Annotated in this window: 21 protein-coding genes and 1 pseudogene; 11 read left to right on the top strand and 11 right to left on the bottom strand. The window is 68.6% G+C overall.

Translation table 11 applies throughout. From position 1 onward, the window contains the following. Positions 1-56: 56 nt before the first annotated feature. Both MSM1_RS11740 and MSM1_RS11745 read right to left on the bottom strand, forming a co-directional pair. Positions 57-1,346 carry a primosomal protein gene (locus MSM1_RS11740; RefSeq protein WP_213442348.1) on the bottom strand — a complete coding sequence of 430 codons (1,290 nt, stop codon included), beginning with the start codon at positions 1,344-1,346 and terminating at the stop codon, positions 57-59. Between the two features lie 81 nt (positions 1,347-1,427). After that, on the bottom strand, positions 1,428-2,333 hold the full coding sequence (locus MSM1_RS11745) for an alkaline phosphatase family protein (RefSeq protein ID WP_213442928.1): 906 nt from the start codon (positions 2,331-2,333) through the stop codon (positions 1,428-1,430). A 92-nt stretch (positions 2,334-2,425) separates the two neighbouring features. Between MSM1_RS11745 and upp the strand changes: the two genes are divergently transcribed. Beyond that, a complete protein-coding gene (gene upp / locus MSM1_RS11750; RefSeq protein ID WP_213442350.1) occupies positions 2,426-3,049 on the top strand; it encodes a uracil phosphoribosyltransferase in 624 nt (207 codons plus the stop codon). On the opposite strand, the gene MSM1_RS11755 is transcribed toward upp, so the two are convergent. Further along, the gene (locus MSM1_RS11755) at positions 3,050-4,651 is read right to left on the bottom strand and encodes a phospho-sugar mutase (protein WP_213442352.1); all 1,602 of its coding nucleotides are present in this window, start codon (positions 4,649-4,651) and stop codon (positions 3,050-3,052) included. An 8-nt stretch (positions 4,652-4,659) separates the two neighbouring features. Continuing rightward, on the bottom strand, positions 4,660-5,469 hold the full coding sequence (locus tag MSM1_RS11760) for a purine-nucleoside phosphorylase (RefSeq protein WP_236055969.1): 810 nt from the start codon (positions 5,467-5,469) through the stop codon (positions 4,660-4,662). Positions 5,470-5,652: 183 nt separating this feature from the next. Here MSM1_RS11760 and MSM1_RS11765 point away from each other — a divergent pair, with 183 nt between their 5' ends. The 4 genes from MSM1_RS11765 to MSM1_RS11780 all read left to right on the top strand — a co-directional run bounded on the left by MSM1_RS11765 (position 5,653) and on the right by MSM1_RS11780 (position 9,822). Next, on the top strand, positions 5,653-5,841 hold the full coding sequence (locus MSM1_RS11765) for a hypothetical protein (protein WP_213442356.1): 189 nt from the start codon (positions 5,653-5,655) through the stop codon (positions 5,839-5,841). Beyond that, on the top strand, positions 5,838-7,007 hold the full coding sequence (locus MSM1_RS11770; protein ID WP_213442357.1) for a M20 family metallopeptidase: 1,170 nt from the start codon (positions 5,838-5,840) through the stop codon (positions 7,005-7,007). Before MSM1_RS11765 ends, MSM1_RS11770 begins: the two co-directional genes overlap by 4 nt. Positions 7,008-7,601: 594 nt before the next feature. After that, entirely contained in the window at positions 7,602-8,588 is a 987-nt protein-coding gene (locus MSM1_RS11775) for an amidohydrolase family protein (protein WP_213442358.1), read from the top strand. A 487-nt stretch (positions 8,589-9,075) separates the two neighbouring features. Beyond that, positions 9,076-9,822, top strand: coding sequence for a class I SAM-dependent methyltransferase (locus tag MSM1_RS11780; protein ID WP_374101708.1), 747 nt, complete (start codon positions 9,076-9,078; stop codon positions 9,820-9,822). Positions 9,823-10,138: 316 nt separating this feature from the next. On the opposite strand, the gene MSM1_RS11785 is transcribed toward MSM1_RS11780, so the two are convergent. Then, positions 10,139-10,612: a gamma-glutamylcyclotransferase gene (locus MSM1_RS11785; protein WP_213442360.1), complete on the bottom strand. Its 474-nt coding sequence runs from the start codon at positions 10,610-10,612 to the stop codon at positions 10,139-10,141. A 64-nt stretch (positions 10,613-10,676) separates the two neighbouring features. Between MSM1_RS11785 and MSM1_RS11790 the strand changes: the two genes are divergently transcribed. From MSM1_RS11790 to MSM1_RS11800, 3 genes and pseudogenes are all read left to right on the top strand, one after another. Beyond that, complete coding sequence (locus tag MSM1_RS11790) at positions 10,677-12,083, top strand: NAD(P)H-quinone dehydrogenase (protein WP_213442361.1); 1,407 nt, start codon at positions 10,677-10,679, stop codon at positions 12,081-12,083. Positions 12,084-12,142: 59 nt separating this feature from the next. Further along, a complete protein-coding gene (locus tag MSM1_RS11795; RefSeq protein ID WP_213442362.1) occupies positions 12,143-13,900 on the top strand; it encodes a glycerol-3-phosphate dehydrogenase/oxidase in 1,758 nt (585 codons plus the stop codon). A 47-nt stretch (positions 13,901-13,947) separates the two neighbouring features. Beyond that, positions 13,948-14,637 (top strand): annotated as a pseudogene (locus tag MSM1_RS11800) (pseudouridine synthase); the annotation flags it as partial. A gap of 33 nt (positions 14,638-14,670) precedes the next feature. On the opposite strand, the gene MSM1_RS11805 reads toward MSM1_RS11800, so the two are convergent. The 6 genes from MSM1_RS11805 to MSM1_RS11830 all read right to left on the bottom strand — a co-directional run bounded on the left by MSM1_RS11805 (position 14,671) and on the right by MSM1_RS11830 (position 23,780). After that, positions 14,671-14,955 (bottom strand): hypothetical protein, encoded by a 285-nt coding sequence (locus MSM1_RS11805; protein WP_213442364.1) that lies wholly within the window; start codon positions 14,953-14,955, stop codon positions 14,671-14,673. Positions 14,956-15,199: 244 nt separating this feature from the next. Further along, positions 15,200-15,955, bottom strand: a complete 756-nt coding sequence (gene nei2 / locus MSM1_RS11810) for an endonuclease VIII Nei2 (RefSeq protein WP_213442365.1) — start codon at positions 15,953-15,955, stop codon at positions 15,200-15,202. A 3-nt stretch (positions 15,956-15,958) separates the two neighbouring features. Next, positions 15,959-20,509 carry an ATP-dependent helicase gene (locus MSM1_RS11815; protein WP_307857368.1) on the bottom strand — a complete coding sequence of 1,517 codons (4,551 nt, stop codon included), beginning with the start codon at positions 20,507-20,509 and terminating at the stop codon, positions 15,959-15,961. 15 nt (positions 20,510-20,524) lie between these two features. After that, positions 20,525-21,181 (bottom strand): TetR/AcrR family transcriptional regulator, encoded by a 657-nt coding sequence (locus MSM1_RS11820; RefSeq protein WP_213442366.1) that lies wholly within the window; start codon positions 21,179-21,181, stop codon positions 20,525-20,527. A 186-nt stretch (positions 21,182-21,367) separates the two neighbouring features. Next, positions 21,368-22,135, bottom strand: a complete 768-nt coding sequence (locus MSM1_RS11825) for a cutinase family protein (protein WP_374101709.1) — start codon at positions 22,133-22,135, stop codon at positions 21,368-21,370. A 127-nt stretch (positions 22,136-22,262) separates the two neighbouring features. Then, positions 22,263-23,780 (bottom strand): aldehyde dehydrogenase family protein, encoded by a 1,518-nt coding sequence (locus tag MSM1_RS11830; protein WP_236056188.1) that lies wholly within the window; start codon positions 23,778-23,780, stop codon positions 22,263-22,265. A 126-nt stretch (positions 23,781-23,906) separates the two neighbouring features. Between MSM1_RS11830 and MSM1_RS11835 the strand changes: the two genes are divergently transcribed. The 3 genes from MSM1_RS11835 to MSM1_RS11845 all read left to right on the top strand — a co-directional run bounded on the left by MSM1_RS11835 (position 23,907) and on the right by MSM1_RS11845 (position 26,326). Continuing rightward, positions 23,907-24,359 carry an Lrp/AsnC family transcriptional regulator gene (locus tag MSM1_RS11835; protein ID WP_213442368.1) on the top strand — a complete coding sequence of 151 codons (453 nt, stop codon included), beginning with the start codon at positions 23,907-23,909 and terminating at the stop codon, positions 24,357-24,359. A 54-nt stretch (positions 24,360-24,413) separates the two neighbouring features. After that, positions 24,414-25,763: an L-lysine 6-transaminase gene (gene lat / locus MSM1_RS11840; protein WP_236055972.1), complete on the top strand. Its 1,350-nt coding sequence runs from the start codon at positions 24,414-24,416 to the stop codon at positions 25,761-25,763. A 176-nt stretch (positions 25,764-25,939) separates the two neighbouring features. Continuing rightward, positions 25,940-26,326, top strand: a complete 387-nt coding sequence (locus MSM1_RS11845) for a hypothetical protein (RefSeq protein WP_213442370.1) — start codon at positions 25,940-25,942, stop codon at positions 26,324-26,326. Positions 26,327-26,341 lie beyond the last annotated feature (15 nt).

Below are 26,341 nucleotides of genomic sequence, written 5' to 3' on the forward strand. Positions count from 1 at the left end.
CCGCTATTCGCGGCGCAGCCGCGACCCTGGGGCCGATGTCGTCGCGGCCGGCGGCGCTATTCGCGCCTTAGCCGCGACTCCACGAACCGCTCGAGCTCCTCCCATTCGCGGACCGCTTGGGCGTACGGGCCTGCGGGTTTGCCCACCGAGTCGGGTTCGAGCACATAGGCCACCAGCTTGCCCAGCGGCCGGTCGGTTTGCAGCGCCTTGTCGACGGTGTTGTCCTCGGCGTAGTCGCCGACGTCGCGCAGCAGCTCAACCGCCAGGTCGAGCTGTTCCCGGTCCACCGCGTCCGGCCCGGCGGCGAGATCGTCGGCCAGCCCGGTCAGCACGTAGACGTTTTCGTCGGTGACCTCGATTGCCAGCGAACCGTCGGTGGCCGCGGTGCGGATGTCGTCGTAGGTGCTCAGGTCGGACAAATCATGGTCATGCTCATCGGCAAGGTAGCGCGCCAGAGCCCGCTCGGAGGTGAACACGCTGATCCGCCCGTTGCGGCCCAAAAAGATCGGGCGGTCGTCGAAATAGCAGCGCAGCGTGTAGAAGGTGCCCGTGCCCGTCATGATCCGGATGGGGTCGATGCCCACCTTGAGCCAGAAGTCCGCGTCGCTGCCTAAGACGACGCTGTCACCGCCCGGGGGCGCGTCCTCGGCGTCCTCGGTCTCACCGGCGTCGTCGGCGGCGTCGACCGGGGCCGCCTCCCCGGCGGCGAGTAATTCGCCGTCGCCGCTGTCCGGCTCCTCGTCGGCAAGAGGCTCCGCGAGTTCGTCGGCGGCCCGCGCCGCAAGCTGCGGGTCCACATCGGGGGTGCGGACGATGCCATCGATCGCGGCCAACACACCGTCCCAGCTTCGTCCGATGATCTCGGCGATCCCGTTCCACCGCTTGCGGCCGGCCCTGCCGGTGAAGTGCTCGATGCCCCCGGCCAGCAAGCCCAGGCTGGGGTTGCCGTTGAAGAACTTCGACACCGCCGTCAGCTCGCAGACCGACCCGATGGCCGAGACGATTGCCAGCGTGCCGGCCAGTGCGGTAACCGATTCCTCGGTGGGCTTTTGCGCAACCAGCTCCTCGACCGCGGCCAAGTCGAACTGCTTGTCCTCGGCCGGCTTCAGCTTGTGCGCGTTCGCCTTGGTTAGATCCGGCCACGCCGGATGGTCCACCAGATCGTTGTCGGTGTCGGTGCGCACGAAAGCGACCAGGTCGGCGACGGTCTTGAAGGCGTAGAGGTCGTCGTCCTTACCCAAAAACGCCTCCCACTCGTCCCCGGAATCACGCCAGCGGGGCGCCCACAACGTGTAGCGCTCGCCGGCGGTCAGGCTCAAGCGGATGGGCACTAGCTCAGCAGCCATGCGGCACAGGATAGCGATGGACGGCCCCCGCGCGGCGCCGAGTCCGCGGGCGGCCGCCTCGGTGCCCGGGCGCCGAGGCGGCTAGGTGCTCCAAATATCAGTGATCGCAGGAGCGTTTGCCGCATAGCCGGTTTTAGGGAGCCCGTACATCTGTTCCAGGGTCGCTAACACGTTGTAGTGGCTGATCGGCTCGGCATAGGTTCCGGACTTGACATTCGCACCGTAGAAGACCGTAGGGATTTGGTTGCGTGCGGTGTTGTCATCCTCGTCCCACGTCAGGATGAGCAAGCTGTTGTTGGCTTTCGCCCATTCGGCGTACGCGGACAGGTTGTTGCGCAGCCAGGCGTCGCCCTGGGCGACCGAGCCGTCATGCATGTCGTTGTCGGCGTTGGGGATGACGAACGATACCGTGGGCAGGCCGGCGTAGTTCGCCGGGGCCGGGAACTCGGAGAACGGCACCGAGCAGGTTTTCGGCACGTTGGTGAAGCTGACCCACGGCACGTGCTTGCGCACGTATTTACCGGAGCTGCACACGGTCGAGCCGACAGCAGGCAGGCTTTCCGCGTAGCCCGCGAATGTGTATCCGGCGGCCAGCAATTCGGAGGCCAGGTTAGGGGTTGCGCCAAGGTTGACGGGGCAGCTGTTCTCGTTGAGCCCGAACGTGCTGCCGGCGAACAGGGCGAAATAGTTTGGCTCGCTGGGGTGGGTTTCGGCGAACGACTGGGTCATCATGGCGCCGTTGGCGGCCAGCGCGTTGATGTAGGGTGCCGACGCGTTGCCGATGATAGCGCCCTGAGAGCGGTTCTCCTCCACGACGATGACGACGTGCGCGGGGGTCGGCAGGGCGGTCGCAGCGAATTTCACCTTGGCGCTTGGCGTGACGAAGGGCGCCGAAAGAGCAAAAGCGGTCGCCGCGCATACCGCTAGTACGCCGGCCGGCCAGCCGGTTGGATATCCGCCGAGCGCCCGGCACCGCGGCCGTCGCATGCCCGGAGTACGCATGCCCGGAGTATAGGAGGCGCTTGCACCTCGACGAGTCCGCCCGTGAGCGTGTCCGGCACCCGTTAGTGTCGAACCTCGTGGAGGTGCGTGTCGTCGATCACCCACTCGTGGCGGCCCGGCTCACGGCGCTGCGTGACGAGCGCACCGACAACGCCGGGTTCCGGACCGCGCTGCGCGACCTGACGCTGATGCTGGTCTACGAGGCCACCCGTGACATGCCATGCGAGCCGACTCCGGTGCGCACCCCGATTGCCGCGACTCTCGGAGCACGGCTGGCGAAGCCGCCGCTGCTGGTACCGGTGCTGCGCGCCGGGCTGGGTATGGTCGATCAGGCCCATGCGCTCATACCGGAAGCACGGGTGGGTTTCGTCGGCATGGCCCGCGACGAGCGCACCCACCTGCCGGTGCCGTACCTGGAGTCGCTGCCCGATGACCTGAGCTCCCTGCCGGTGATGGTTCTGGACCCGATGCTGGCCACGGGTGGGTCGATGACGCACACCGTCGGTCTGCTGCACTGCCGTGGCGCGGCGGACATCACCGTCGTGTGCGTCGTCGCGGCGCCGGAAGGTGTCGCCGCGTTGACGAGAGCGGCGCCGAACGCGCGGTTGGTTACCGCGGCCATCGACGAGGGGCTCAACGAGATCGCATACATCGTTCCGGGTCTCGGCGACGCCGGCGACCGCCAGTTTGGGCCGCGTTAGCTACCAGCGCCGCACCGCGGCAACCAGCTCATCGCGCAGCCTGCCCGCGCGGTCCCGGGCGTCTCGCAGGGCATCGGTGACCGTGCAGCGAACCTCGATATAGCACTTCAGTTTCGGTTCCGTGCCCGAGGGCCGCACGACCACCCGGGCCGACACGCCGGCGGTGGCGCCGGTGAAGACCAGCACGTCGGCGCGGTGAGGCCCGCGCAGCAGATCGACCGTGGTCACCGGCAACCCGGCCAGCCGCTTCGGCGGGTCCGTGCGCAGCCGCCCCATGAGCCCGGCGGCCTCATCGGCGCTGTTGAGCCGGCGGGACACCGCGGCGACCTCGTGCACGCCGTGTCGCCGGGCGAGCTCGTCGAGCATGTCGAGCATTGAGCGTCCCTGAGCTTTTAGCGCCGCGGCCAGATCACACACCAGCACCGCGGCGCTGATGCCATCCTTGTCGCGCACCGCTGCCGGATCCACGCAGTATCCGATCGCCTCCTCGTAGGCGTAGATCAAGGTGGCCCCCGGCTGATCGGCGTCCGCGCGTGCCAGCCATTTGAAGCCGGTGAGGGTCTCGACGTGCCGTGCGCCGTAACGCGCGGCGATCGCCGCGAGCATCCGTGAGGAGACCACGGTGCTGGCCACCACGCTGCTCGCCGGTGTGTCGGCCCGAGACAAAATGTAATCACCGAGCAGCCAACCGGTTTCATCACCGCAGAGCATCCGCCACCCCGACGGGGTGGGTATGCCGACAGCGCACCGGTCCGCGTCGGGATCCAATGCGATGGCGATGTCGGCACCGACGTCGCCGGCCAGGGCGAGCAGCGCGTCGGTGACGCCCGGCTCCTCGGGATTGGGGACCGTGACCGTGGGAAAGTCGGGGTCCGGCGTGAACTGCGCAGCGACGGTGTGCACATCGGCGAAGCCCGCGCAGCGCAACGTCTCCACGGCCGGCGCACCGCCCACCCCATGCAACGGGCTCAGGGCGATCCGAACCGAACCCTTGCCGTGCCGGACCTGCGCCGCCCGCCGGATGTAGTGCTCGACGAGCCCGGTTCCGCTGGGCTCGACGGGCTTTCTGCGGATTTGGTCGGCGAATGGAGCGGCGGCCATTGCGGCGTGGATCTCCTGGTCGGTGGGGGAGGTGATCTGGACGCCGTCGCCGCCATACACTTTGTAGCCGTTGTCGCTCGCCGGGTTATGTGATGCGGTGATCTGCACCCCGGCTGCCGCGCCGATGTGACGCACCGCGAACGCCACCACGGGCGTGGGCACCGGATCGGGCAGAAACACTACCGAGAAGCCCTCGGCGGCAAGCACTTCAGCAGTAGCAACAGCAAATTCGCGCGACCCATGCCGGGCGTCGCGACCGACGATCACCAGCGAACCACGGTGACCATGCTTGGTGAGCACATGGGCCAGCGCCCAAGTGACGCGTAGCACCACGGCCAGATTCATGGCGTCCGGCCCGCCCCGCACCGGCCCGCGCAGTCCTGCGGTGCCGAAGGTCAGGGGGCGTGCGAACCGCGCGGCAAGCTCATCGGGCGCGCAGGCGGCAAGCTCGGCGGCCGTCACGGGGTCGGGGTCGTGAGCGATCCACTCCTGCGGTGTCACGGCGCGCCTCACAGCCGGTTGATCACGGCGGCCAGCAGGGCACCCATTTTGGTCACCGATGCCGCGGCGGCCGAGAGCACTTCAGCGTGGCTGAGCGGCTCACCGGTGATCCCGGCCGCCAAGTTCGTCACCAGCGATACGCCCAGCACCTGGGCGCCGGCCGCGCGTGCGGCGATGGTCTCGTGCACCGTGGACATGCCCACCAGATCGGCGCCCAGCAGCCGGAGCATCCGGATTTCGGCGGGAGTCTCGTAGTGCGGGCCGGGCAGGCCGGCGTACACGCCCTCGGCGAGTTGCGGATCGACGTCGCGGGCCAGCTCTCGCAGCCGAGGAGCATAGGCGTCGACGAGATCGACGAATTGCGGCCCGACCAACGGGGAACGCGCGGTGAGATTCAGGTGGTCGCAGATCAGCACCGGCTGGCCGACCCGCAGGTCGGGCCGCAGGGCCCCGGCCGCGTTGGTGAGCACGACGGTGCGCGCCCCCGCCGCGCACGCCGTCCGGACCGGGTGCACGACGTGGCGCAGGTCGTGGCCCTCGTAGGCGTGCAGGCGCCCGGCGAGTATCAGCACCCGATGCTCCCCGACGGGCACCGACAGCACCTGACCACGGTGCCCGACCGCGGTGGGCGGGGTGAATCCGGGCAGCTCGGCCATGGGCAGCACGCTGGTCGCGGCTCCTAGTTCGGTGACAACCGGGCCCCAGCCCGATCCGAGGACGATCGCGACGTCATGTTCGGTAATCCCGGTTCGCTCCGCGACGATGTTGGCCGCCTGCCGCGCGAGCGCGTCAGGATCGGGTGGGCCGGTCACGGTCATCGAGGCTAGCCCGGCGACGATGCGCGCCGCGGAGCGGCGCGGGGAGGAGCCGGGCAATCGGGCTGGGCCCGGCGACGATGCGCGCCGCGGAGCGGCGCGGGGAGGAGCCGGGCAATCGGGCTGGGCCCGGCGACGATGCGCGCCGCGGAGCGGCGCGGGTGCGCTGGGTGAGATACTGTCGACGTGCCCGCTGCCACCGCGTTAGATGCCGCGCAGGATGCGGCGCGACGCCGGGGCAGCGACCTCGGGGAGTTATCTCACGCCGTCCACACCAAGGCGAACCTGGTGGGGCGCAGAATCGTTCAAGTTGCCGAGACGCTGACCGAGCCTGAGAGGGTGCAAGCGGGTCGGGACTGGCGGGCACCGTCATGAGCCTGGCCGACCGCGCCGAAACATGGCTGGCTGCGCACCACGGCGACCTGGTCGAATGGCGACGGCACATCCACCGCTACCCCGAACTCGGCCGCCAGGAGTACGCCACCACCCAGTTCGTCGCTGAGCGGTTGGCCGACGCCGGGCTTAACCCGAAGGTGCTCCCCGGAGGGGTCGGCCTGACCTGTGACTTGGGCCCGGAGAAGGAGACCAGGATTGCGTTGCGGGCCGACATGGATGCGCTGCCGATGGCCGAGCGGACCGGCGCGCCGTACGCGTCGACGATGCCCAATGTCGCGCACGCCTGCGGTCATGATGCGCACACCGCGATCCTGCTCGGCACCGCCCTGGCGCTGGCATCGGCACCGGAATTGCCGGTGGCGGTGCGCCTGATTTTCCAGGCCGCCGAGGAGCTGATGCCCGGTGGCGCGCTGGACGCGATTGCCGCTGGGGCGCTGACCGGGGTGACACGGATTTTCGCCTTGCACTGCGACCCCCGCCTCGTGGTCGGCAAGGTGGCGGTCAAGCAGGGGCCTATCACGTCGGCGGCCGACCAGGTCGAGATCACCCTGTACTCACCGGGTGGACACACATCGCGGCCGCACCTGACCGCCGATCTGGTCTACGGCCTGGGCACCTTGATCGTCGGGCTGCCCGGTGTGCTGTCGCGCCGCATCGACCCGCGTCACGGCACCGTCATGGTGTGGGGGGCGGTCAACGCGGGCACGGCGGCTAACGCCATCCCCCAGACCGGTGCGCTGTCCGGCACCGTGCGCACCGCCAGCCGCCAGACGTGGGATTCGCTGGAGAACGTCATCCGCCAGGCGGTGTCCGCGCTGCTGTCACCGCTGGATATCCGGCACACGCTGGACTACCGCCGCGGAGTGCCGCCGGTGGTCAACGAGGAAGTTGCCACGCGCATCCTCACCCACGCCATCGAAGCCCTGGGCCCGGATGCTTTGGCCGACACCCGGCAGTCAGGGGGCGGCGAGGACTTCTCCTGGTATTTGGAGGAAGTTCCCGGCGCAATGGCGCGCCTCGGGGTGTGGTCGGGCCGGGGACCGCAATTGGACCTGCATCAACCGACATTCGATCTCGACGAGCGAGCCCTGGCGGTCGGGGTGCGCGTGATGGTCAACATCGTCGAGCAGTCGGCATTGTTATAGAACCGGCCACCATCTTCGAGTTCTACGCCACCAAGCTGGCAACTGGGACAATGGGTTGGGATGCGTGATGTTTGGTGATTGTTCCGGATTCGTCCGTGGTTGAGAAGGAGTCGGAACCGGTAGTTGGCGAAGCTGCGAGATCCGCGGTTTTCGGGAACTCGGCAGTCACGGGCTGCGGTGCTGACCACGCCGCCGCGGCTGAGCAGCACGTTTCATCCCGGCCACCCCTCGGCACCAGTGCTCGGCTCGTTTTCCGGCACCGCCGCCTGCAACTTGTCAGTCAACTGTGTGACGTGACTGTGTGACGTGGCCGTTGCGGACGTACGCACCTGAGGTCTTATGCTCGCGAGTCTCCCCTCAGGCGGCGCGCGGTCGGGACAGCCGGGGTGGCGACGGCCATCAGTGCCTCATCTCGTGCGTTGCGCCGCTGCCACCAGCGCATGAGGCCTCCAACGTCAGCTCGTGAGTCCGTCACCCAGCTGGAGACTCGTTTGGCGTCTGCAGCAATATTGACCATTCGATGCGGAGCTACTCGATACCGGACCTCAGAGACAACAATTATCAAAAGAGAGAATGTGAGGAAGGGTCGCAGTCGTGAAAATCATTGGTCTGGAAGAGCATTTCGTTACGGCCGACGTGGTGCAGGCGTGGCGTCGTCTCGAGCCACACTGGCAAAACCCGCCGCGGCTATCCGCCCGCGACGATATCGCGCACCGCCTCGCCGAGCTCGACAGAGAGCGCCTCGCCGCAATGGAGGACACCGGGCTCGACGTTCAGGTTCTCTCCCTGACAAGCCCTGGTGTCCAAAACCTGGCTCCCAACGACGGGGTGACGCTGCAGATGATCTGCAACGATCTCGTGGCAGACGCCGCGCGCGCGCACCCCAACCACCTGCAGGGCTTCGCGACGCTGGCCACCACCGATCCGGTCAAAGCCGCCAGCGAGTTGGAGCGTGCGGTCACCACATTGGGCCTCAACGGCGCGATGATCTTCCCCCGTAGCCGTGGGCGCAGCCTGGAACACCGCGACTTCTGGCCGATCTTCGAGGCCGCGGCTGCCCTCAACGCGCCGCTCTACCTACATCCGCAGGTGCCGCCGCCGCCGGTACAGGCCGTCTATTACAGCGGCGTCGATGACGCAGTCGATGCCGGCTTGGCCACCTACGGTATCGGCTGGCACTACGACGCGGGCATTGCGCTGCTGCGTTTGATCCTCTGCGGCGTCTTCGACCACTTTCCAAATCTAGAAGTGATAGTCGGTCATTGGGGCGAGATGGTGCTGTTCTACCTCGACAGGATCGACAACGTGGCCACAGCCGCCCAACGGGCACGCCCGATCTCCGACTACTTCCGCACCAACGTGCTCGTCACGCCCAGCGGCATCTTTAGTCAGCGGTATCTGCGCTGGGCACTTGAGGTCATCGGAGTCGACCGCATCCTTTTCTCCACCGACTATCCCTATCGGTTTGCCCCTCATGGCGGCGCGCGCCGCTTTTTGGAGGAGGCAAACCTCACCGAGGTCGAGCGGGAGAAGATCGCGTCTGGCAATTGGGACCGAATCTGCGCCGCCATCCGCCGCTGAGCGCATCCAACACGGCTGCCCGGTTCATTGATTTATGCCTAACGTGGTGTCCCGTCTGGTTAACGGGTCGTTTTGGTGACACCAAAGCGGCGGCGCCGGCCTCATCGTGTCAAGCATCTCACGTGCCGCTCCAATACGCTCCAATAAAGGATATCGCCCATCGCCGAAGAGAGCGTTGATCATCTGATGAAACATGCGGCAGGAATTCATGGATAACGACAATTATCTATGAATGATGCCGTAACGTTATTGTGCAACAACAGTTTTGACGTCTAGCCAGGGGTCACCGTGACGAATTGCGCGGGCCCGGGTTGGCTTGTTTGCTCAGTTGAGTTGTCGTACCGGGTTTCGACCCGCGCGACGAAGCGACTGGGATCAAGTTCAAGGTCGCCGACCTGTCGCTGGCTGACTATGGTCGCCAGGACATCCGGCTGTTGGAGCATTAGATGCCTTGGCGGCCAAAGTTTCCGAGCCTAAAATGCTGAGCATGTCTAACGAAGCTGAGCGGTATGATTTCGAGGAGTTCTACCGTGACGAGCGCACGGTAGACGGCTTGCCGACGATGACGCCGTGGGACATCGGGGGACCGCAGCCGGCGGTCCAGCAGTTAGTGGCCTTCGGCGGGGTCAGGGGAGAGGTGCTCGACTCAGGCACCGGGCCGGGCCATCATGCGATCTACTTCGCGCAGCAGGGCTATGCGGCCACCGGGATCGACAGCTCAGCGGCCGGGATCGAGCGGGCCAGGCGCAACGCGCAGCGTGCCGGGGTTCAGGTGAACTTTCAGGTGGCCGACGCGACCAAGCTCGAGGGGCTGGAGAACCGATTCGACACCGTGCTGGACAGCGCGTTTTACCATGTGCTCGGCGAGGACGAGGACCTTCAGGGTCAGTATGCCCAAGCTCTGCACCGGGCCACCAGGCCGGGGGCGCGGCTGTATATGTTCGAGGCCGGATGCCACAACGTCAATGGGATTCAGACGCACGGTCTGCCCGCGGAAAACTTCGAGCGGGTGCTGCCCGCGGCGGGGTGGCGCATCGACTACCTGGGCCCCACCACCTATCAAGCTCACATGACTCCCGAAGGGTTTGACGAGTGGTTAACCCGAGCATGCGCGTCTGGCTGGGGTGAGCGGGTGAAGCCGATGCAGGAGCAACTTCGCGTCATCGGGCCGCTGCTGAAAACCAACCTGCTGCACATGCCGTTCTGGGCGGTGGCCGCGACCCGTCAGGACTGAGCCAAAGCGGCTACCCCGGTCGGGTTAACCCTTCGGCTGCTGACCGCCCGCTCGGGCCTGCACTGGCCCGAACCGATCACGAGGGCACCGGCTTGCGGGAGGGTCGTCATCAGTGACGGCGTTCGCAGCGCCCGGCGGGCGCGGTGACTACGGTGCACCGGTCTCCAGCATCCGCCCGGGCGGCACCGCTGTCGCGGCCGGAGTGCGTGTCGGCGGCTCCACGTGGCCGCAGGCCATCCCGGTTGTCACCCCGCTTGTGAGGAAGCCTTGCGGCAGTAGCCGATCCCCCGCAGCCAGCCGAGTTCGGGAAGCTAAGCTAAGTCCCCGGCCCGATGTTGCGGGCCGGGCGGGTACGCAGGTCATGAACGTAATCGGGTGGCGCTCCGGCCATTTCGGCGGCATCCGCCATCACGCCCAGGTAATGCGCCGATGGCAGCCCGCCCTCCCAGGCGTCCAGCACGTAGAGCCAGGCGAGCACCGGATCCGTGGTGGTGTAGGAGGATATGCGCTCCACCCGGCACCGGATCTTCTTGTGGATACCCAGCTCGGAGCCTTCCCACCGGTCCAGGTTCTGTTCGTCGGCGGGGGTGACGTCGTAGAGCACAACGAAGACCTTCGACTGCGGATCCTCGACGACGGTGGCCAGCGCGCCCTCCCAGCCGATGTCCTCGCCACCGAATGTCAGCCGCCACCCGTGCAGCCAGCCGGTCCCGGCCATCGGCGAGTGGGGTGCCCGCTGTGCCATCTGCTCCGGATCCATGTTCGAGCCGTAGGCGGCGTAGAGCGGCACGGAGAAAGCTTAAATGGCACGCGCCCGCCCGGCGAAGCTTCGACGCCGTGGTTAGGTTAAAGCTGTGGCGACCCGCATTGTGATCCTCGGGGGAGGGCCGGCCGGTTACGAGGCAGCGCTGGTCGCCGCCGCCCGCGACGCCCAGGTGACGGTGATCGACTCCGACGGCATCGGCGGGGCGGCCGTGCTGGCCGACTGCGTGCCGTCGAAGACCTTCATCGCCTCCTCGGGGTTGCGCACCGAATTGCGCCGAGCCTCCGGGTTGGGTTTTGACATCGACATCGACGACGCCAAGATCTCGCTGGGACAGATCCATGAGCGGGTCAAAACGCTGGCCGCCGCGCAGTCGGCCGACATCACCGCCCAGCTGCACAGCGCGGGCGTGGAGGTGATCGCGGGGCGGGGCGAGCTGGTCGACCCCGGCCCGGATCGAGCGCGCCACCGCATCAAAGCGACCAGCCGTGACGGTGCGGCCAGCGAGCACGATGCCGACGTTGTGCTGATCGCCACCGGCGCCACCCCGCGGATCATGCCGTCGGCGCGGCCCGACGGCGAGCGCATCCTGACCTGGCGCCAGCTCTACGACCTGGACTCGCTGCCCGATCACCTCATCGTGGTGGGCTCGGGCGTTACCGGCGCCGAGTTCGTCAACGCCTACACCGAACTGGGTGTCGCGGTGACGGTGGTGGCCAGCCGGGACCATGTGCTGCCGTACGAGGACGCCGACGCCGCGCTGGTCGTGGAGGAGTCGTTCGCCGAACGCGGCGTGCGGCTGGTCAAAAACGCCCGAGCGGAATCGGTCACCCGCACCGGCGAGGGGGTTGTGGTGCGCATGGCCGATGGGCGCACCGTGGCGGGCAGCCATGCCCTGATGACCATCGGATCGGTCCCGAACACCGGCGGCCTGGGCCTGGAGCGGGTGGGCATCCAGCTATCACCCGACAACTATCTGCGGGTCGACCGGGTGTCGCGTACGTCGACGCCCGGGATCTACGCCGCCGGGGACTGCACCGGGCTGCTGCCGCTGGCGTCGGTGGCGGCGATGCAGGGCCGGATCGCGATGTATCACGCATTGGGGGAAGCCGTCACGCCGATCCGGTTGCGCACCGTGGCCGCGACGGTGTTCACCCATCCCGAGATCGCGGCCGTCGGTGTGCCCCAGTCGGCGATCGACAACGGGTCCGTGCCGGCCCGCGCCATCATGCTGCCGTTGCGGACCAATGCCCGGGCCAAGATGTCCGGGCTGCGGCACGGCTTTGTCAAGCTCTTCTGCCGGCGCGCCACCGGTGTGGTGATCGGCGGTGTGGTGGTGGCGCCGATCGCCTCCGAGCTGATCCTGCCGATCGCGGTGGCGGTGACAAACCGCATCACGGTCGACGAGTTGGCGCAGACACTGGCCGTCTATCCGTCGCTGTCGGGGTCGATCACCGAGGCGGCCCGCCGGCTGATGGCCCACGGTGACCTGGACTAGCCGCGGTAGCCTGGGGATCAGCTCGCCTACCGATGAGTAACCGACTGGGAGGCCTTTCCGTGAGCGACCCGATCCGCGCGCCGGGTAACGCGCAGGCCTGGCCGGCGTCTTTTTTAGGGCCTTCGCAGCGGGCCACGGCCTGGGAGCGACTGGGCAACGAGCAGTTCGATGTCGTGGTCATCGGCGGCGGCGTGGTGGGCTCGGGATGCGCGCTGGACGCGGCGACCCGCGGGCTGAAGGTGGCGCTGGTCGAGGCGCGCGACCTCGCCTCCGGCACCTCGAGCCGGTCGTCGAAGATGTTCCACGGCGGGCTACGCTACCTCGAGCAGCTCGAGTTCGGTTTGGTGCGTGAGGCGCTCTACGAGCGCGAGCTGTCGTTGACCACATTGGCGCCGCACCTGGTGAAGCCGCTGCCGTTTCTGTACCCGCTGACCCGGCGGTTCTGGGAACGTCCATACGTGGCCTTCGGCATGCTCCTCTACGATCGGCTCGGAGGTGCGAAATCGGTTCCGCCGCAAAAGCATTTGACGCGAGCCGGCGCGCTGCGGCTGTGCCCTGGCTTGAAGCGCAACTCGCTGATCGGCGGTATCCGCTATTACGACACCGTTGTCGACGACGCGCGGCACACCATGACGGTCGCGCGGACCGCCGCGCATTACGGCGCGGTGGTGCGGTCTTCCACCCAGGTGATCGCGTTGCTGCGCGAAGCCGACCGCGTGATCGGTGTGCGAGTGCGCGACTCCGAGGACGGCGCGGTTACCGAGGTCCACGGGCACGTGGTGGTCAATGCGACCGGTGTGTGGACCGACGAGATCCAGGCGTTGTCCAAGCAGCGTGGGCGCTTTCAGATACGGGCCTCCAAAGGTGTGCATATCGTCGTTCCACGGGACCGGATCGTCAGCGACGTCGCTATCATCCTGCGCACCGAGAAGTCGGTGATGTTCGTCATCCCCTGGGGAAGCCACTGGATCATCGGCACGACCGACACCGATTGGGGCCTTGACCTGGCGCACCCCGCGGCGACCAAGGCGGACATCGACTACATCCTCGGCACCGTCAACACCGTGCTGGCCATTCCGTTGACCCACGCCGATATCGACGGCGTTTACGCCGGGCTGCGGCCGCTGCTGGCGGGGGAAAGCGACGAGACGTCCAAGCTGTCCCGGGAGCACGCGGTGGCGGTGCCCACCCCCGGCCTGGTGTCCATCGCGGGGGGCAAGTACACCACTTATCGGGTGATGGCCGCCGACGCCATCGACACCGCGGCGCAGTACATTCCGGCGCGGGTGGCACCGTCGATCACCGAGAAGGTGCGGTTGCTGGGCGCCGATGGCTACTTTGCGCTGGTCAACCAGGCCGAGCGGGTCGGCGACCTGGCGGGCCTGCACCCCTACCGGGTGCGCCATCTGCTCGACCGTTACGGGTCGCTGATCAGCGACGTGCTCGCTCTGGCGGCCGACCGCCGCGACCTGCTGGACCCGATCGCGGCGGCGCCGGTCTACCTGAGGGTGGAAGCCGCTTACGCCGCCACCGCCGAGGGTGCGCTGCATCTGGAGGACATCCTGACCCGGCGGATGCGGATCTCCATCGAATACCCGCACCGGGGTGTCGACTGCGCCCGCGAGGTGGCCGAGGTGGTCGCGCCGATACTGGGGTGGACCGATCGGCAGATCGACCGTGAGGTCGACATGTACGCCGCGCGCGTGGAAGCCGAGATTCTGTCGCAGACCCAGCCCGATGACGCCTCGGCGGACGCGTTGCGCGCCAGTGCGCCGGAGGCGCGCGCCGAAATCCTCGAACCGGTGCCGCTCAGTTGAGTCCCGCGGTGACGAGGCCGGAACCGGCCGGTACCGGGGTGCGCCCCCACCGGGAGCTGCCGGCCGAAGTGCCGGTGCCGTTCGACATCCCGGTGATCTATCGCGACGACGACATCGTGGTGGTCGACAAGCCGCACTTTCTGGCAACCATGCCGCGGGGCTGCCACGTGGCGCAAAGCGCGGTGGTGCGGTTGCGGCACGAACTGGGGTTGCCAGAGCTAAGCCCGGCCCATCGACTGGACCGGCTGACCGCCGGGGTGCTGTTGTTCACCGTCCGCCGCGAGCTACGCGGGGCCTACCAGACGCTGTTCGCGCGCCGCCGGGTGCGCAAAACCTATCTGGCACGCGCGGCCGGCGATCCGGAGATCGATCTGCCGTGCCTGTTGCGCAGCCGGATCGTCAAACGGCGCGGCTGTTTACAGGCCGTCGAAGAGCCCGGTGAGCCCAACGCGGAAACCCTGGTGGAGCTGGCGTCGCCGGATGGCCTCTACCGGTTGACGCCGCGGACCGGACGCACCCACCAGTTGCGGGTGCACATGGCCTCACTGGGGTTGCCGATTCAGGGCGATCCGCTGTATCCCGACGTTATTGACGTTGCGCCCGACGACTTCACGACGCCTCTGCAATTACTGGCGCATACCCTGGAATTCGACGACCCGCTCACCGGCAAGCCGCGCCGGTTCGTCAGCCGCCGTGCGCTTCAGGCCCAGGCGCCTTCCCCGGGTCCCGCGGCGTGAGCTTGTCTGGCGGCGACGGCCGGGTCGGTGCCGTTAGCAACGCTCGGCCCCCCGGGGCATGATGCGCAGCAGCTCTTTATCGCCCCTCGGCGCCGGCTCCCGTGCGGGGACCGTGGCGCCTCGGCAAGTCCCGTTGGGCATGCGAAGCGCATCGAACACGAGGGTGGTGTTGCACAGCGACGCCACCGCCCGGGTAGGCGCCGCACCCTGCGCGACGGCGCGCAGCGTGCCCCACGCGCGGGTCGTCAGGGAGCCCGCTTTGCGGGAGCCGATGGTCGCGAGAGCGCTGATGCCGAGACGGTTCTGCAGTGTTAGCACGTTGGTGTCCTCCGTTATCCGGCGAGGTCGTTGAGTGGTCTTCGGCGACGGCCGACGGGGAGGGCAACGCGGCGCCGCGGTCCGCGCTCGGGTGGCGCGGGACAGGTCCCGCATCAAAGCGCCGGATCGCTGTTCCGGCGTCTCGGCCTTCCAGGTTACCGGGGTGTGGATGACAGCCCGGTATCGGGGGCGCAACATCGCGTGAACAGCATCTGCACGCGCGGCGCACGCTGGCATCCAGTTGTCAACGCTGACACGACGAGCAGTAGAACGTGACACGGTTGCCGCTGTTGTCCCGCTGGATCGGCGTGCCACAGCGACGGCACTCCTGCCCCGAGCGTCCATAGACCCACAGTTGGCGACCCGCACGGGTATCGCCGGTGGTGCAGCGAGTCCAACGGAATCTGTTGGCCCACAGCATATCTCGCGCACGAGCTACGAGCCGTGCCGGGTCGGCGATGACGCCGACCGGTGTGCTCGGCAGATGTCCACTGACGAAACACAACTCATTGCTGTACACGTTGCCGATCCCGGCCATCACCCGTTGGTCCAGCAACGCCTCCCCGAGGGGCCGGCCCGGATCGGCGACGAGGTTGGCCGCGGCGACGTGGGGGTTCCAGTCCTCCCCAAGTAGATCCGGTCCCAGATGCGCGACCACGTCGCCGTCGTGGTCGCGGTCGAGGATCTCCAGGACGGCCAGGTCGATGCCGAGGGCCCGGATATCGCCGGCTTCCAGGATGATCCGGGTGCGGTGATCGGGCCACCGGCCGCGGCCGCTCACCCGCCAGCTGCCGTCCATCTTCAGATGCGAGTGGATGCTGGCCGACCCGGCGCGGATGAACAGGTGCTTGCCCCGGCTGAGCACCTCGTCGATGACGTGGCCGCTGAGGTCGACGGTCGCGAACCGGGGCACCCGGATGTCGCAGCGCGTCAGGGTGCGACCCGCCAACGCCTGCCGCAGCGTGGCGGCGGTGTGCCAGACGGTGTCACCCTCGGGCATCGCTTAGCGCAACCTCAATCCGCGGGGTGTGCTGGCGAAGCCGGCATCGACCAGTGCCTCCTGACTCGGCGACTCCCGTAGCTGCAGCACCGACACGCCGTTGACGCGTTCGATCAGGATCGAGTCGGCTCGGCGTGCGCTAACCAGATCCGCCAGCGCGGCGGCGGCCGCGTGGTTGGCCCCGGGATCGTCGGTGAAACTCAGCAGCGAGCGTCCGCCGCGCTCCAAAAACCACGCCAGCTCCCCGTCCACCAGCACCACCAGGGCCCCGGCCTTGCGGCCGGGGCGGGCTCCCGCATCGTCTGCGGCGGTGGGGGACGGCCAGGGCAGCGCCGCGCCATACGGGTTGGCCGGATCGGCCGCGGCCAGCGCCACGGCGTGGTGTTCGCGGCGCTCGGGGTCCGTGGCGAAGCCGGGGCCGTCGAGGTAGCTGCGCAGTCGGTCGACCGTGGAGGCGGCCGCGAACTGGGCGCCGCCCAAGGATTCGATGAAGTAGCCGCGCTGGCAGCGCCCGGCGTCCTCGAATCCGGTCAGCACCTTGTAGAGCGTGGCGAAACCACCTGGCACTCCTTCGGCCGTGACCGTGCCCCGGGTCACGACGCCATAGCGGTTCAGCAGCAGCTCGGCGTGGTGGTGGGCCCGCAGCGTGGAGTCCGGTTCGGGCTCCGGCAGCGCGGACCACCGCCCGGCGACGGTCGGGTCGGCGGCGCGGGCCGTCGCGTGCGCGACGCTGTAGCGGCTCAACCGCGGTGAGCGGCGGGGCCGGTGCGCGGGTGTGGCGCGTCCGCGGGTGCCGGGGCCGCCGGACAGCATCGCCCGCACCGGCGCGAAGGTGTCGCCGGTGACCCAGCCGGCCCAGACCAGTTCCCACAACGCGGCTTTAAGCTGCTGCTCGGTGATTCCGGTCTGCGCGAGCTGGCGGAAGAAGAATGCGCCGCCGCCGGCGAGCGTGTCCAGGATCACCCGGTGGGCGTCGGTGAGCTCGATCTGGACGCCACCGGCCAGCGTCAGCGGCGCGGAGTCGGCGGCGTGGAAAGCGATCCAGCCGTCGTTGCCGGAGATCGACCCGGCGCCCGACCAGATCACCTCGCCGGAGGCCAGTAGCTCGTCGAGCATGGCCGGCGCATAGTCGCGCACCCGCGATGCCAGCACCAGCGGCTCGACCGCCGAGGCCGGCAGCGGGAAGCCGGCGAGCTGATCGATAACGGCAGCCAGCCCGTCGATCCCGGATGTCGACTCCGCGCCGACCTGCTGCCAGGCCGGCAGGAAGCGGGCATAGGCGCTGGTGCTGACCGGCTCGATCTGGGCGCGCAGCGCCGCCAGTGAGCGGCGGCGCAGGATCCGCAGCACCTCGGCGTCGCACCATTGCTCGCCGGCCGCGTCCGCGCTGAACTCGCCGCGCACCAGACGGCCGTCGGCAGCCAGCCGTCCCAGCACGTCGGCGGTCACCGACACCCCTAGGCCGAACCGGGCGGCCGCGTCGGCGGTGGTGAACGGCGCGTGCGTGCGGGCGTATCGCCCGAGCAGCTCGCCCAAGGGGTCGGCGACCGCCTCGGTGAAGCTGGCCGGCACCCCGAGCGGCACGGCGACCCCCAGCCCGTCGCGCAGCCGGCCGATGTCCTCGGCGGCCACCCACCAGGTTCGTCCGGCGAATGACACGCTCAGCGCGCGTTTGGCGGCGCGCAAACCCGCCAGCCAGCCACCCACGTTGGCGCCGCCGGCGCGCGCGGACACCTCCTGCTCGGTCAGCGGGCCCAGCAGGCGCAACAAATCGGCAACCGCCTCGGCATCCCGGGCCGCCCGTTCCGGCGACAGCTGCTGCAACTGGCGTCCGGTGGCGGCCACCACGTCCGCGTCGAGCAGTTCCCGCAGCTCGACACGGCCCAGCAGCTCGGCCAGTAGCGTGGCGTCCAGCGACAGCGCCGCCGCGCGGCGCTCGGCGAGCGGGCTGTCGCCCTCGTAGATGAACGCCCCGACGTAGCCGAACAGCAGCGCCGCCGCAAACGGCGAGGGCGTGGCGGTCTCGGCTTCGGCGACGCGCACCCGGCGCTGTGCGATGTCGGCCATGAGCCTGGTCAGGGCCGGCACGTCGTAGACGTCTTGCAGGCATTCGCGCACCGTTTCCAGCACGATCGGGAACTCGGGGTATTTGCGGGCCACGTCGAGCAGTTGGGCGGCGCGTTGCCGCTGGTGCCACAGCGGCGAGCGGCGCCCCGGGTGGCGCCGCGGCAGCAGCAGCGCGCGGGCCGCGCATTCCCGAAACCGCGCCGCGAACAGCGCCGAACCGCCCACCTCGGCGGTGACGATCGGGTCGATTTCGTCGGCGTCGAACACGAACAACTCCGCGCCGGGCGGCGCGCCACCGCCGTCCGGCCCGCAATCGGGGAACGTGTCGGGCAGCCGCACCACGATGCCGTCGTCGGCGGCCGTCGGTTTCTCGTCGATGCCGTAGCGTTCCCGCAGCCGTCTAGCGACCGCCAGCGCCAACGGGCCGTGCACCCGCAGCCCGTACGGCGAGTGCAGGATTACCCGCCAATCCCCAAGCTCGTCACGGAACCGCTCCACCAGCAGCGTGGTGTCGGTGGGGATGACTGTGGTGGCGCTGCGCTGATCCTGCAGCAGCCGCCACAGGTTATCGGTGGCGTAGGCATCGAAACCCAATTCAGCGCAACGGGCATCGAATATCTTGCGATCGAGGTGGGCCAGTTCGCCGGTGAGTGCGCCGATAGCGCGGCCCAGCTCCGCCGGGCGCCCGGCGTCGTCGCCGCGCCAGAACGGCAACCGGGCGGGCTGGCCCGGCGCGGGGATGACCAGCACCCGGTCGTGGGTGATCTCGGTGATCCGCCAGCTGGTCGCGCCGAGCGATATGACATCACCCGGGCGTGACTCGTACACCATTTCCTCGTCGAGTTCCCCTACCCGCGAGGGCTTTTCGGTGGCCAGCCAGACGGTGAACAGCCCACGGTCAGGGATCGCGCCCCCGGAGGTGACGGCCAGCCGCTGCGCACCGGGCCGCGCGGTCAGGGTACCGGTGTCGCGGTTGTAGATCAGCCGTGGCCGCAACTCGGCGAACTCGGTGGACGGGTACTTGCCGCTGAGCAGATCCAGCGTCGCCTCGAAGGCGCTGCGCGGCAGCGTGGCGAACGGCGCGCTGCGACGCACGGTGTCGAACCAGCGCTCGGCGTTCAGCGGCTCCAGCGCGGCCGCTGCCACGGTGTGCTGCGCCAGGATGTCCAGCGGGTTGGTGGGCACCCGCATCGTCTCGATCTGCCCGGTGAGCATGCGCTGGGCTGCCACCGCGCAGCCGATCAGGTCGGTGCGGTGCTTGGGAAGCAGCACACCCCGCGAGATTTCGCCGACCTGATGGCCGCCCCGGCCGATCCGCTGCAGGCCGCTGGCCACCGACGGCGGCGCCGCCACCTGGATCACCAGGTCTACCGCGCCCATGTCGATGCCGAGCTCCAGGCTCGAGGTCGCCACCACGGCTTTGAGCCGGCCCCGTTTGAGATCCTCTTCGACCGCGGCGCGTTGCTCCTTGCTGACCGAACCGTGATGCGCGCGCGCGAGCACCGGTGGGGCGCCATAGGTTTGGCCGCTGCCCAAAAGCTGCGCCGGCGCGCCCCCGGCGACCTGCGGGTTGCCGGGGGCGGGCAACTCGACACCGCAGCGTAGGGCATGGATCTCGTTGAGCCGGGCGGTAAGTCGTTCAGCGAGTCGCCGCGAGTTGGTGAACACGATCGTGGAGTTGTGCGATTCGATCAACTCAGCCAGGCGAGCCTCGACGTCGGGCCAGAGGGTGTGGTTTGCCAGGTTTGCCATATCGGGCACCGGCACCTGCACGGTTAGCTCGACGGTCTTCGGCGAGGGGGGCGCGACGACGGTCGTCGGGGATTGCCCGGACAAAAACCGCGCCACTTCCTCGGGCGGGCGTACGGTCGCCGATAACCCGATTCGTTGCGCCGGGCGTTGCAAGAGATCGTCGAGGCGCTCTAGCGACAGCGCCAGGTGCGCGCCACGCTTGGTGCCCGCGATCGCGTGCACCTCGTCGACGATCACGGTCTGCACCCCGGCCAGGGTGTGGCGCGCGGCGGAGGTCAGCATCAAAAACAGTGACTCGGGGGTGGTGATCAGCACGTCGGGCGGCTGGGCGATGAGCCGGCGGCGCTGCGCGGGCGGGGTGTCACCCGAGCGCACGCCCACGCCGACCCGCGGGACGGGCCGGTGGCGGCGCTGGGCGATTCGGGTTATCCCGGTCAGCGGCGCGCGCAGATTGCGTTCGACGTCGACCGCCAATGCCTTGAGCGGTGACACATACAGCACCCGGGTACCCGCTTGGCGAGCCGGTGCGCTCGCGAGGCTGTCCAGGGCCCACAGGAACGCCGCCAGTGTCTTACCGGAGCCGGTCGGCGCGATGACCAGCGTGTTGTGGCCCTCGGCAATCGCCGACCAGGCACCGGCCTGAGCCGCGGTGGGCGCGGTGAACGTGCTGGCGAACCATTCCCGCGTCGGCCCGGAAAACCGGGCCAGCGGGTCTGCCGACGCGGAAGCGCTCACCCGACCCTCGTGTGGTCAGCACCGTTCGAGTGCCAGCGCGGCGGCCAACTCGGCCGGAATCCCGGGCACCCGGGAAACCGCGTCCAGCAGGGCGTGCGCGCAGGCGTCGGAAAGCTGGCCGGCATCGGTCGAAAGATCCATGATCCGCTGCCGGCACAACTCGAAGGTGAACGCCAGCCAACCGTGCACCACCATCCGCAGGATGCGCTCCACTTTCGGATCAAAGTCCGCGTCGGAACCGGCGATCGCGGTGATACGACTCATCACGTGCTCTAACTGCCGGTTTTTGGCTTCATCGTCGATGCCGAGCAGCACGGGGTCCGAGCGGCCGATGCCCACATACGCGGCCCAAGCGGAGTGCGGATGCTCTTGCTGATACTGCATGTAGGCGAGCACGCCGGTCCGTACCTCATCAAACAGCGTCTGGCCCGGCAGCGGCAGGTGGCTGGTGGCCTCGATCAACCGGTCGGCCTCGTCTTTGACGACCGCGGCGAAAAAGGCCCGCTTGTCGGGGAAGTAGTGGTACATCAACGCCCGCGACACCCCGGCGCGCTCGGCAATCTCATCGATGCGAACCTCGTCGTAGGGGCGCTGGCCGAAGATCTCGGCGCCCAGCGCCAGCAACTCGGCGCGCCGGTCGTCCGGGGATAACCGCCGGCGCCTCGCTTGCATGACACCGATGTTAACGTGCCGGTGCTATCTCACCGCACATTAGTGACAATTTGACAATTTCTCGTCGGGCGCTCATCGGCAAATCGATGAAGCGCCTTATCAGCGGGCCGACACCCCCGCCCGCCCCGCATCGCCCCGAGCCGGCGCCGGCCCGGGGCGATGCGCCCGGCTGATCCAGCCGGCACCTCAGCTGCCGAACCCTCCCGGCGGAGACGAAGCGCTGCCGCCCCCGGTGCCGGGAGCGGTTGCGCCCAAGCGGCTGGCGGCAAAAGCCGCCCCCTGGTCAACCAGTGCGCCGTCCTCCGCGTAGACCTGGTGGGCCGCGAAATTCATCCCATCGGAGCACACCGGATCCTCGGGAGCACACAACTTTATGGTCTTGGCCTGATATGCCGGGCCGATGACGACGGGCGGCTCGCCGAGGAAGTTCATGGCGCGGGCGTTGGGCATGCCGAACAGGACGACGGCGGCGACGTGGTCGGCCACCTCGGGCTGCAGCGGCCTGGGCACGGTCGCGGGGTCGATCCCGTCGGGCACCGCGGGCGAGGTGACGAAGCCCATGACGGCTGCGCCCTGGGAATACCCGCCGAGCACCATCTTGGTCTGGGGACAGGCCGATACGGTGGAAACGACGTGAGCACCGGCGTCCTTAATCCCGTCTAGGCCGGTGTCCCACTGGTCGCTGGCCGGGTAGTTGACCGGATAGATTGCCATCGACTTTGCGCCCACGCGCTGGCGCAGCGAATCGACGAACGCCTGCCCGGTGGGGCCCAGCCCGGCCGGCTCACCGGTACCGCGGGCGAAGACGACGTCGATGTCCGGGCATGGCTGAGCGGACGCGGCGGGGGGCGCAAAACCTGAAAAGGCGAGCGCGGCCAGTCCCCCCGCTGCAAGCACCGCACAACCCGCGAAACGACGGAGGCGAGGTGTGGTCATGGCGCATGAGGTTCCCATGAAAGCATGACTTTAAACCGGAAGCTTTCGAAATTCTTGGTGACGGGTTGTCAAACCCGCTCTTGCCCGGGCCCAGTGGCGACACTCGAGCCGCCGCGGGGCGGCCGGCGGGCGGCGTGCGGCTCGCTCAAATGAACCGCACGCCCTGCGCCAGCGGTAACTCCGATGAGTAGTTGACGGTATTGGTGGCGCGGCGCATATAGGCCTTCCACGCGTCGGAACCCGATTCGCGGCCGCCCCCGGTGTGTTTCTCGCCGCCGAACGCCCCGCCGATCTCCGCACCCGAGGTGCCGATGTTGACGTTGGTGATACCGCAGTCCGACCCGTCGATGAAGCGCTCCGCCTCGCGGATGTCGGTGGTGAATATTGCCGACGAAAGCCCTTGTGGCACTCCATTGTTAAGCGAAATCGCGTCGTCTAGATCGTCGTAGGTCAGCACGTAGAGGATCGGGGCGAACGTTTCGGTGGCCATGATGGCCGTCTGTGAAGGCATGCGCACCAGCGCCGGCGCCACGTAGTACGCGTTCTCCGGGAACCCGCCATGCCGGCGTTCACCGCCGATGACCTCACCGCCGTCAGCCCGGGCCTGCGCCAGCGCGTCCACCATGCTGCGATAGGCCTCCTGGTGAATCAGCGGGCCGACCAGCGTGCCCTCGGCCGACGGATCTCCGATCGGCAGCCGACCGTAGGCCGAGGCGATGCGTGCCACCACCTCGTCGGCCACCGAGCGGTGCACGATCAGCCGGCGCAGGCTGGTGCAGCGCTGCCCAGCGGTGCCGGCGGCGGCGAACACGATGGCCCGCACCGCTAACTCCAGATCGGCCGACGGCGTCACGATCGCGGCGTTGTTGCCGCCCAGCTCCAGCAACGCCCGGCCGAAACGCCGGGCCACCCGGGGGCCAACCTGCCGCCCCATCCCCACCGACCCGGTCGCCGACACCAGCGCGACCCGGTCATCGTCGGCCAATCGCTGACCGAGGTCGCGGCCGCCCGGGATGAGGCCGCTCACCTCCGGTGGCGCGCCGACGTCCCGGGCGGCCCGAGTGATCAGCGCCCGGCAGGCCAGCGCGGTCAACGGGGTCAGCTCGGAGGGTTTCCACACCACGGTGTCCCCGCAGACCAGCGCCACCGCGGCGTTCCACGCCCATACCGCGACCGGGAAGTTGAACGCGGTGATCACACCCACCACCCCGAGCGGATGCCAGGTCTCCAGCAGCCGATGCCCGGGGCGCTCGGAGGCGATGGTGCGGCCATAGAGCTGGCGTGACAGGCCAACCGCGAAGCGGCAGACGTCGATCATCTCCTGCACCTCGCCCAGTGCTTCGGACGTGATCTTGCCCACCTCGGTGGTCACCAGCGTGGCCAGGTCGCGCTGGTGGATGGTGAGCAGCTCGCCCAGCCGGTGCACCAGCGCCCCGCGCACCGGGGCCGGTGTGCGCCGCCACGCCGCAAAAGCGTGCTCGGCCGCCTCAATCGTGTGATCGACCTGGTGCGGGGTGGCCTGGGTGACGGTGAACAGCACGTCGCCGGTGATTGGCGTCCGCGCCGGTAGGCCCGGGGCGTCTGGGCCGCCGAGACGGTCGTCGGCGCCGATTGCCTCGAAGGCGCGGCGCACCCGGGCGCGCAATTCGCCGGCGGCGGGCAGCCGGGCAGCCCCCGGCTGCGGGCGGCGCTGGCCGGGCGGGGCACCCGAAACACCGGCGGCATTGGGATCGGTCGTGCTCACCTGCGCGCCTCCTGCGGCGGGCCGGCGCTGCGATAGTCTCCGGCCATGGGTGAGTCCCTCGACGACATCGACCGAGCGCTGGTGCGCACGCTGGTCGCCAACGGGCGCGCCACGCTGTCGGAGCTGGCCGCCGGCACCGGTCTGTCGGTCTCGGCGGTGCAGTCGCGGGTGCGCCGGCTGGAGTCGCGCGGCGTCGTGACCGGGTATACGGCGCAGATCAACCCGGAGGCGGTAGGCAACCTGCTCTCGGCGTTCGTGGCCATCACCCCTCTCGATCCGTCCCAACCCGATGATGCGCCTGCCCGCCTCGAACACTTCGAGGAGATCGAGTCATGCCATTCGGTGGCCGGTGAGGAAAGCTACATCTTGTTTGTGCGCGTCGCGTCTCCGCGGGCGCTGGAAGATCTGCTGCAGCAAATCCGGACGGCGGCGAACGTGCGAACCCGCAGCACGATCGTATTGCATACATTTTACAGTGGCCGCCAATACATACCGTAATCAGTACGGGACAATGGTCAGTAATCCGTAAAAAACCGCGCTATCATGGGTTTTATGGGCGCGGCGGCAGTTGTCGACCGGAACATCCAGCCCGGTCAGGCTCGCGCGGTGCTGTCACGCAGCATGCTGCTCGATGGCCTCGACTTGGTGCTGGATCTGCACCGCTCGACCGGGTCCTACCTGGTCGACGCTCGTGACGGTCGGCGCTATCTGGATATGTTCACCTTCGTCGCATCGTCGGCGCTGGGCATGAACCACCCGGCGCTGGCCGAGGACGAGGCGTTTCTCGCCGAGCTCACCGAGGCTGCGATCAACAAACCCAGCAACTCTGACGTGTATTCGTTGCCCATGGCCCGCTTTGTGCAGACCTTCACCCGGGTGCTGGGCGACCCGGCGCTGCCGCACCTGTTTTTCATCGACGGCGGCGCCCTGGCGGTCGAGAACGCGCTCAAGGTCGCATTCGACTGGAAGAGCCGCCATAACGAGGCGCGCGGTATCGATCCCGCGCTTGGCTCCCGGGTGCTGCACCTGCGCGGGGCATTTCATGGGCGCAGCGGCTACACCCTGTCGCTCACCAACACCGGTTCGGTTGCCGTGGCGCGTTTTCCGAAGTTTGATTGGCCACGCATCGACGCGCCCTACATCCGTCCCGGGCTGGATGGGCCGGGCATCGAAGCGCTAGAAGCCGAGTCGCTGCGGCAGGCCCGCGCGGCGTTCGAAGCGCATCCGCACGACATCGCCTGCTTTATCGCCGAGCCCATCCAGGGCGAGGGCGGCGACCGGCACTTCCGGCCCGAGTTCTTTGCCGCGATGCGCGAGCTGTGCGACGACTACGACGCCTTGTTGATCTTCGACGAGGTGCAGACCGGCTGCGGGCTGACCGGAACCGCCTGGGCGTACCAGCAACTGGGGGTTGCGCCGGATGTGGTGGCCTTCGGCAAAAAGACCCAGGTATGCGGCGTGATGGCCGGGCGCCGAGTCGACGAAATCGCCGACAACGTGTTCGCTGTCCCGTGTCGGCTCAACTCGACGTGGGGCGGCAATCTTACCGACATGGTTCGGGCGCGGCGCATCCTCGAGGTGATCGAAGCCGAGGGACTGTTCGAGCGCGCCGCCGAGCAGGGCCGTTACCTGCGCGCCCGGCTTGACGAGCTGGCCGCAGACTTCCCGGCGTTGGTGCTCGACCCCCGCGGGCGCGGTTTGATGTGCGCTTTCAGCCTGCCGGGCACCCCAGAGCGCGACGAGTTGATCCGCCGCCTGTGGGAGCGTCAGGTGATCGTGCTGCCCAGCGGCACCGACAGTGTGCGTTTTCGCCCGGCGCTGACCGTGTCCCGCGAAGAGATCGACGCAGCGGTCGCCGCCGTCCGCGACGCCTTGGGCGACATGCGGTCGTCGGGGCGCTGACCTGGCCGGTTGATCACATCCTGATCGCGGGGCGGGTCACCGAACGGTGTGGGCGGCAGTCGATGAATGTGCCTGACACGCTTAGCGCCGCAGCACAGTCGAGCGCAGAATGTAACTGATGCTGCCGGTCGCGCGATGACGCTACGGGCGGCCGAGCCCGTAGAGAGGTTCCTGGGATGCAGAGACCGCGCGAGAGCTCACGTGGCGACAGCCTGGGGCAGGAAGACGGTGAGGTCCGGGCGGCGGTCCGGTTCGCCGTCCTGGCCACCGCCGCCGGTGTGGGTTTCCTCATCGTTGCCGCGTTGTGGGTCAGCACGTGCGGCGGGGAACTGAGCGTTGACACCGCGGCCTGTGGCAACCCCCAGCGTGTGCTGTTGGCGTTGGGGGCACCGGCGATCCTGCTGGCCAGCGGGATTAGGGCTTTTTTGCGCACCTATCGGATCTGGCACGAGCACGGCACCTGGTGGGCATGGCAGGGTGCCGGATGGTTTTTGTTAATGCTGATGCTGCTGACGCTCACGGTGGGTGTTCCCCCGATCGCGGGCCCGGCGCTGGGCCACTGAGAGCTGCTAGCGGCC

It is taken from the genome of Mycobacterium sp. SM1 (assembly GCF_018361265.1).
In the GTDB taxonomy this organism is placed as follows: domain Bacteria; phylum Actinomycetota; class Actinomycetes; order Mycobacteriales; family Mycobacteriaceae; genus Mycobacterium.

What these genes read in the sequence shown, in the direction of transcription:
- MSM1_RS11740 (WP_213442348.1), bottom strand. Translation starts at nt 1,346, where the DNA reads ATGGCTGCTGAGCTAGTGCCCATCCGCTTGAGCCTGACCGCCGGCGAG.
- nei2 (WP_213442365.1), bottom strand. Translation starts at nt 15,955, where the DNA reads ATGCCCGAGGGTGACACCGTCTGGCACACCGCCGCCACGCTGCGGCAG.
- MSM1_RS11760 (WP_236055969.1), bottom strand. Translation starts at nt 5,469, where the DNA reads ATGACCGTGACCGGCCCACCCGATCCTGACGCGCTCGCGCGGCAGGCG.
- MSM1_RS11780 (WP_374101708.1), top strand. Translation starts at nt 9,076, where the DNA reads ATGTCTAACGAAGCTGAGCGGTATGATTTCGAGGAGTTCTACCGTGAC.
- MSM1_RS11820 (WP_213442366.1), bottom strand. Translation starts at nt 21,181, where the DNA reads ATGCAAGCGAGGCGCCGGCGGTTATCCCCGGACGACCGGCGCGCCGAG.
- MSM1_RS11845 (WP_213442370.1), top strand. Translation starts at nt 25,940, where the DNA reads ATGCAGAGACCGCGCGAGAGCTCACGTGGCGACAGCCTGGGGCAGGAA.
- MSM1_RS11825 (WP_374101709.1), bottom strand. Translation starts at nt 22,135, where the DNA reads ATGGGAACCTCATGCGCCATGACCACACCTCGCCTCCGTCGTTTCGCG.
- MSM1_RS11835 (WP_213442368.1), top strand. Translation starts at nt 23,907, where the DNA reads ATGGGTGAGTCCCTCGACGACATCGACCGAGCGCTGGTGCGCACGCTG.
- MSM1_RS11745 (WP_213442928.1), bottom strand. Translation starts at nt 2,333, where the DNA reads ATGCGACGGCCGCGGTGCCGGGCGCTCGGCGGATATCCAACCGGCTGG.
- MSM1_RS11770 (WP_213442357.1), top strand. Translation starts at nt 5,838, where the DNA reads ATGAGCCTGGCCGACCGCGCCGAAACATGGCTGGCTGCGCACCACGGC.
- lat (WP_236055972.1), top strand. Translation starts at nt 24,414, where the DNA reads ATGGGCGCGGCGGCAGTTGTCGACCGGAACATCCAGCCCGGTCAGGCT.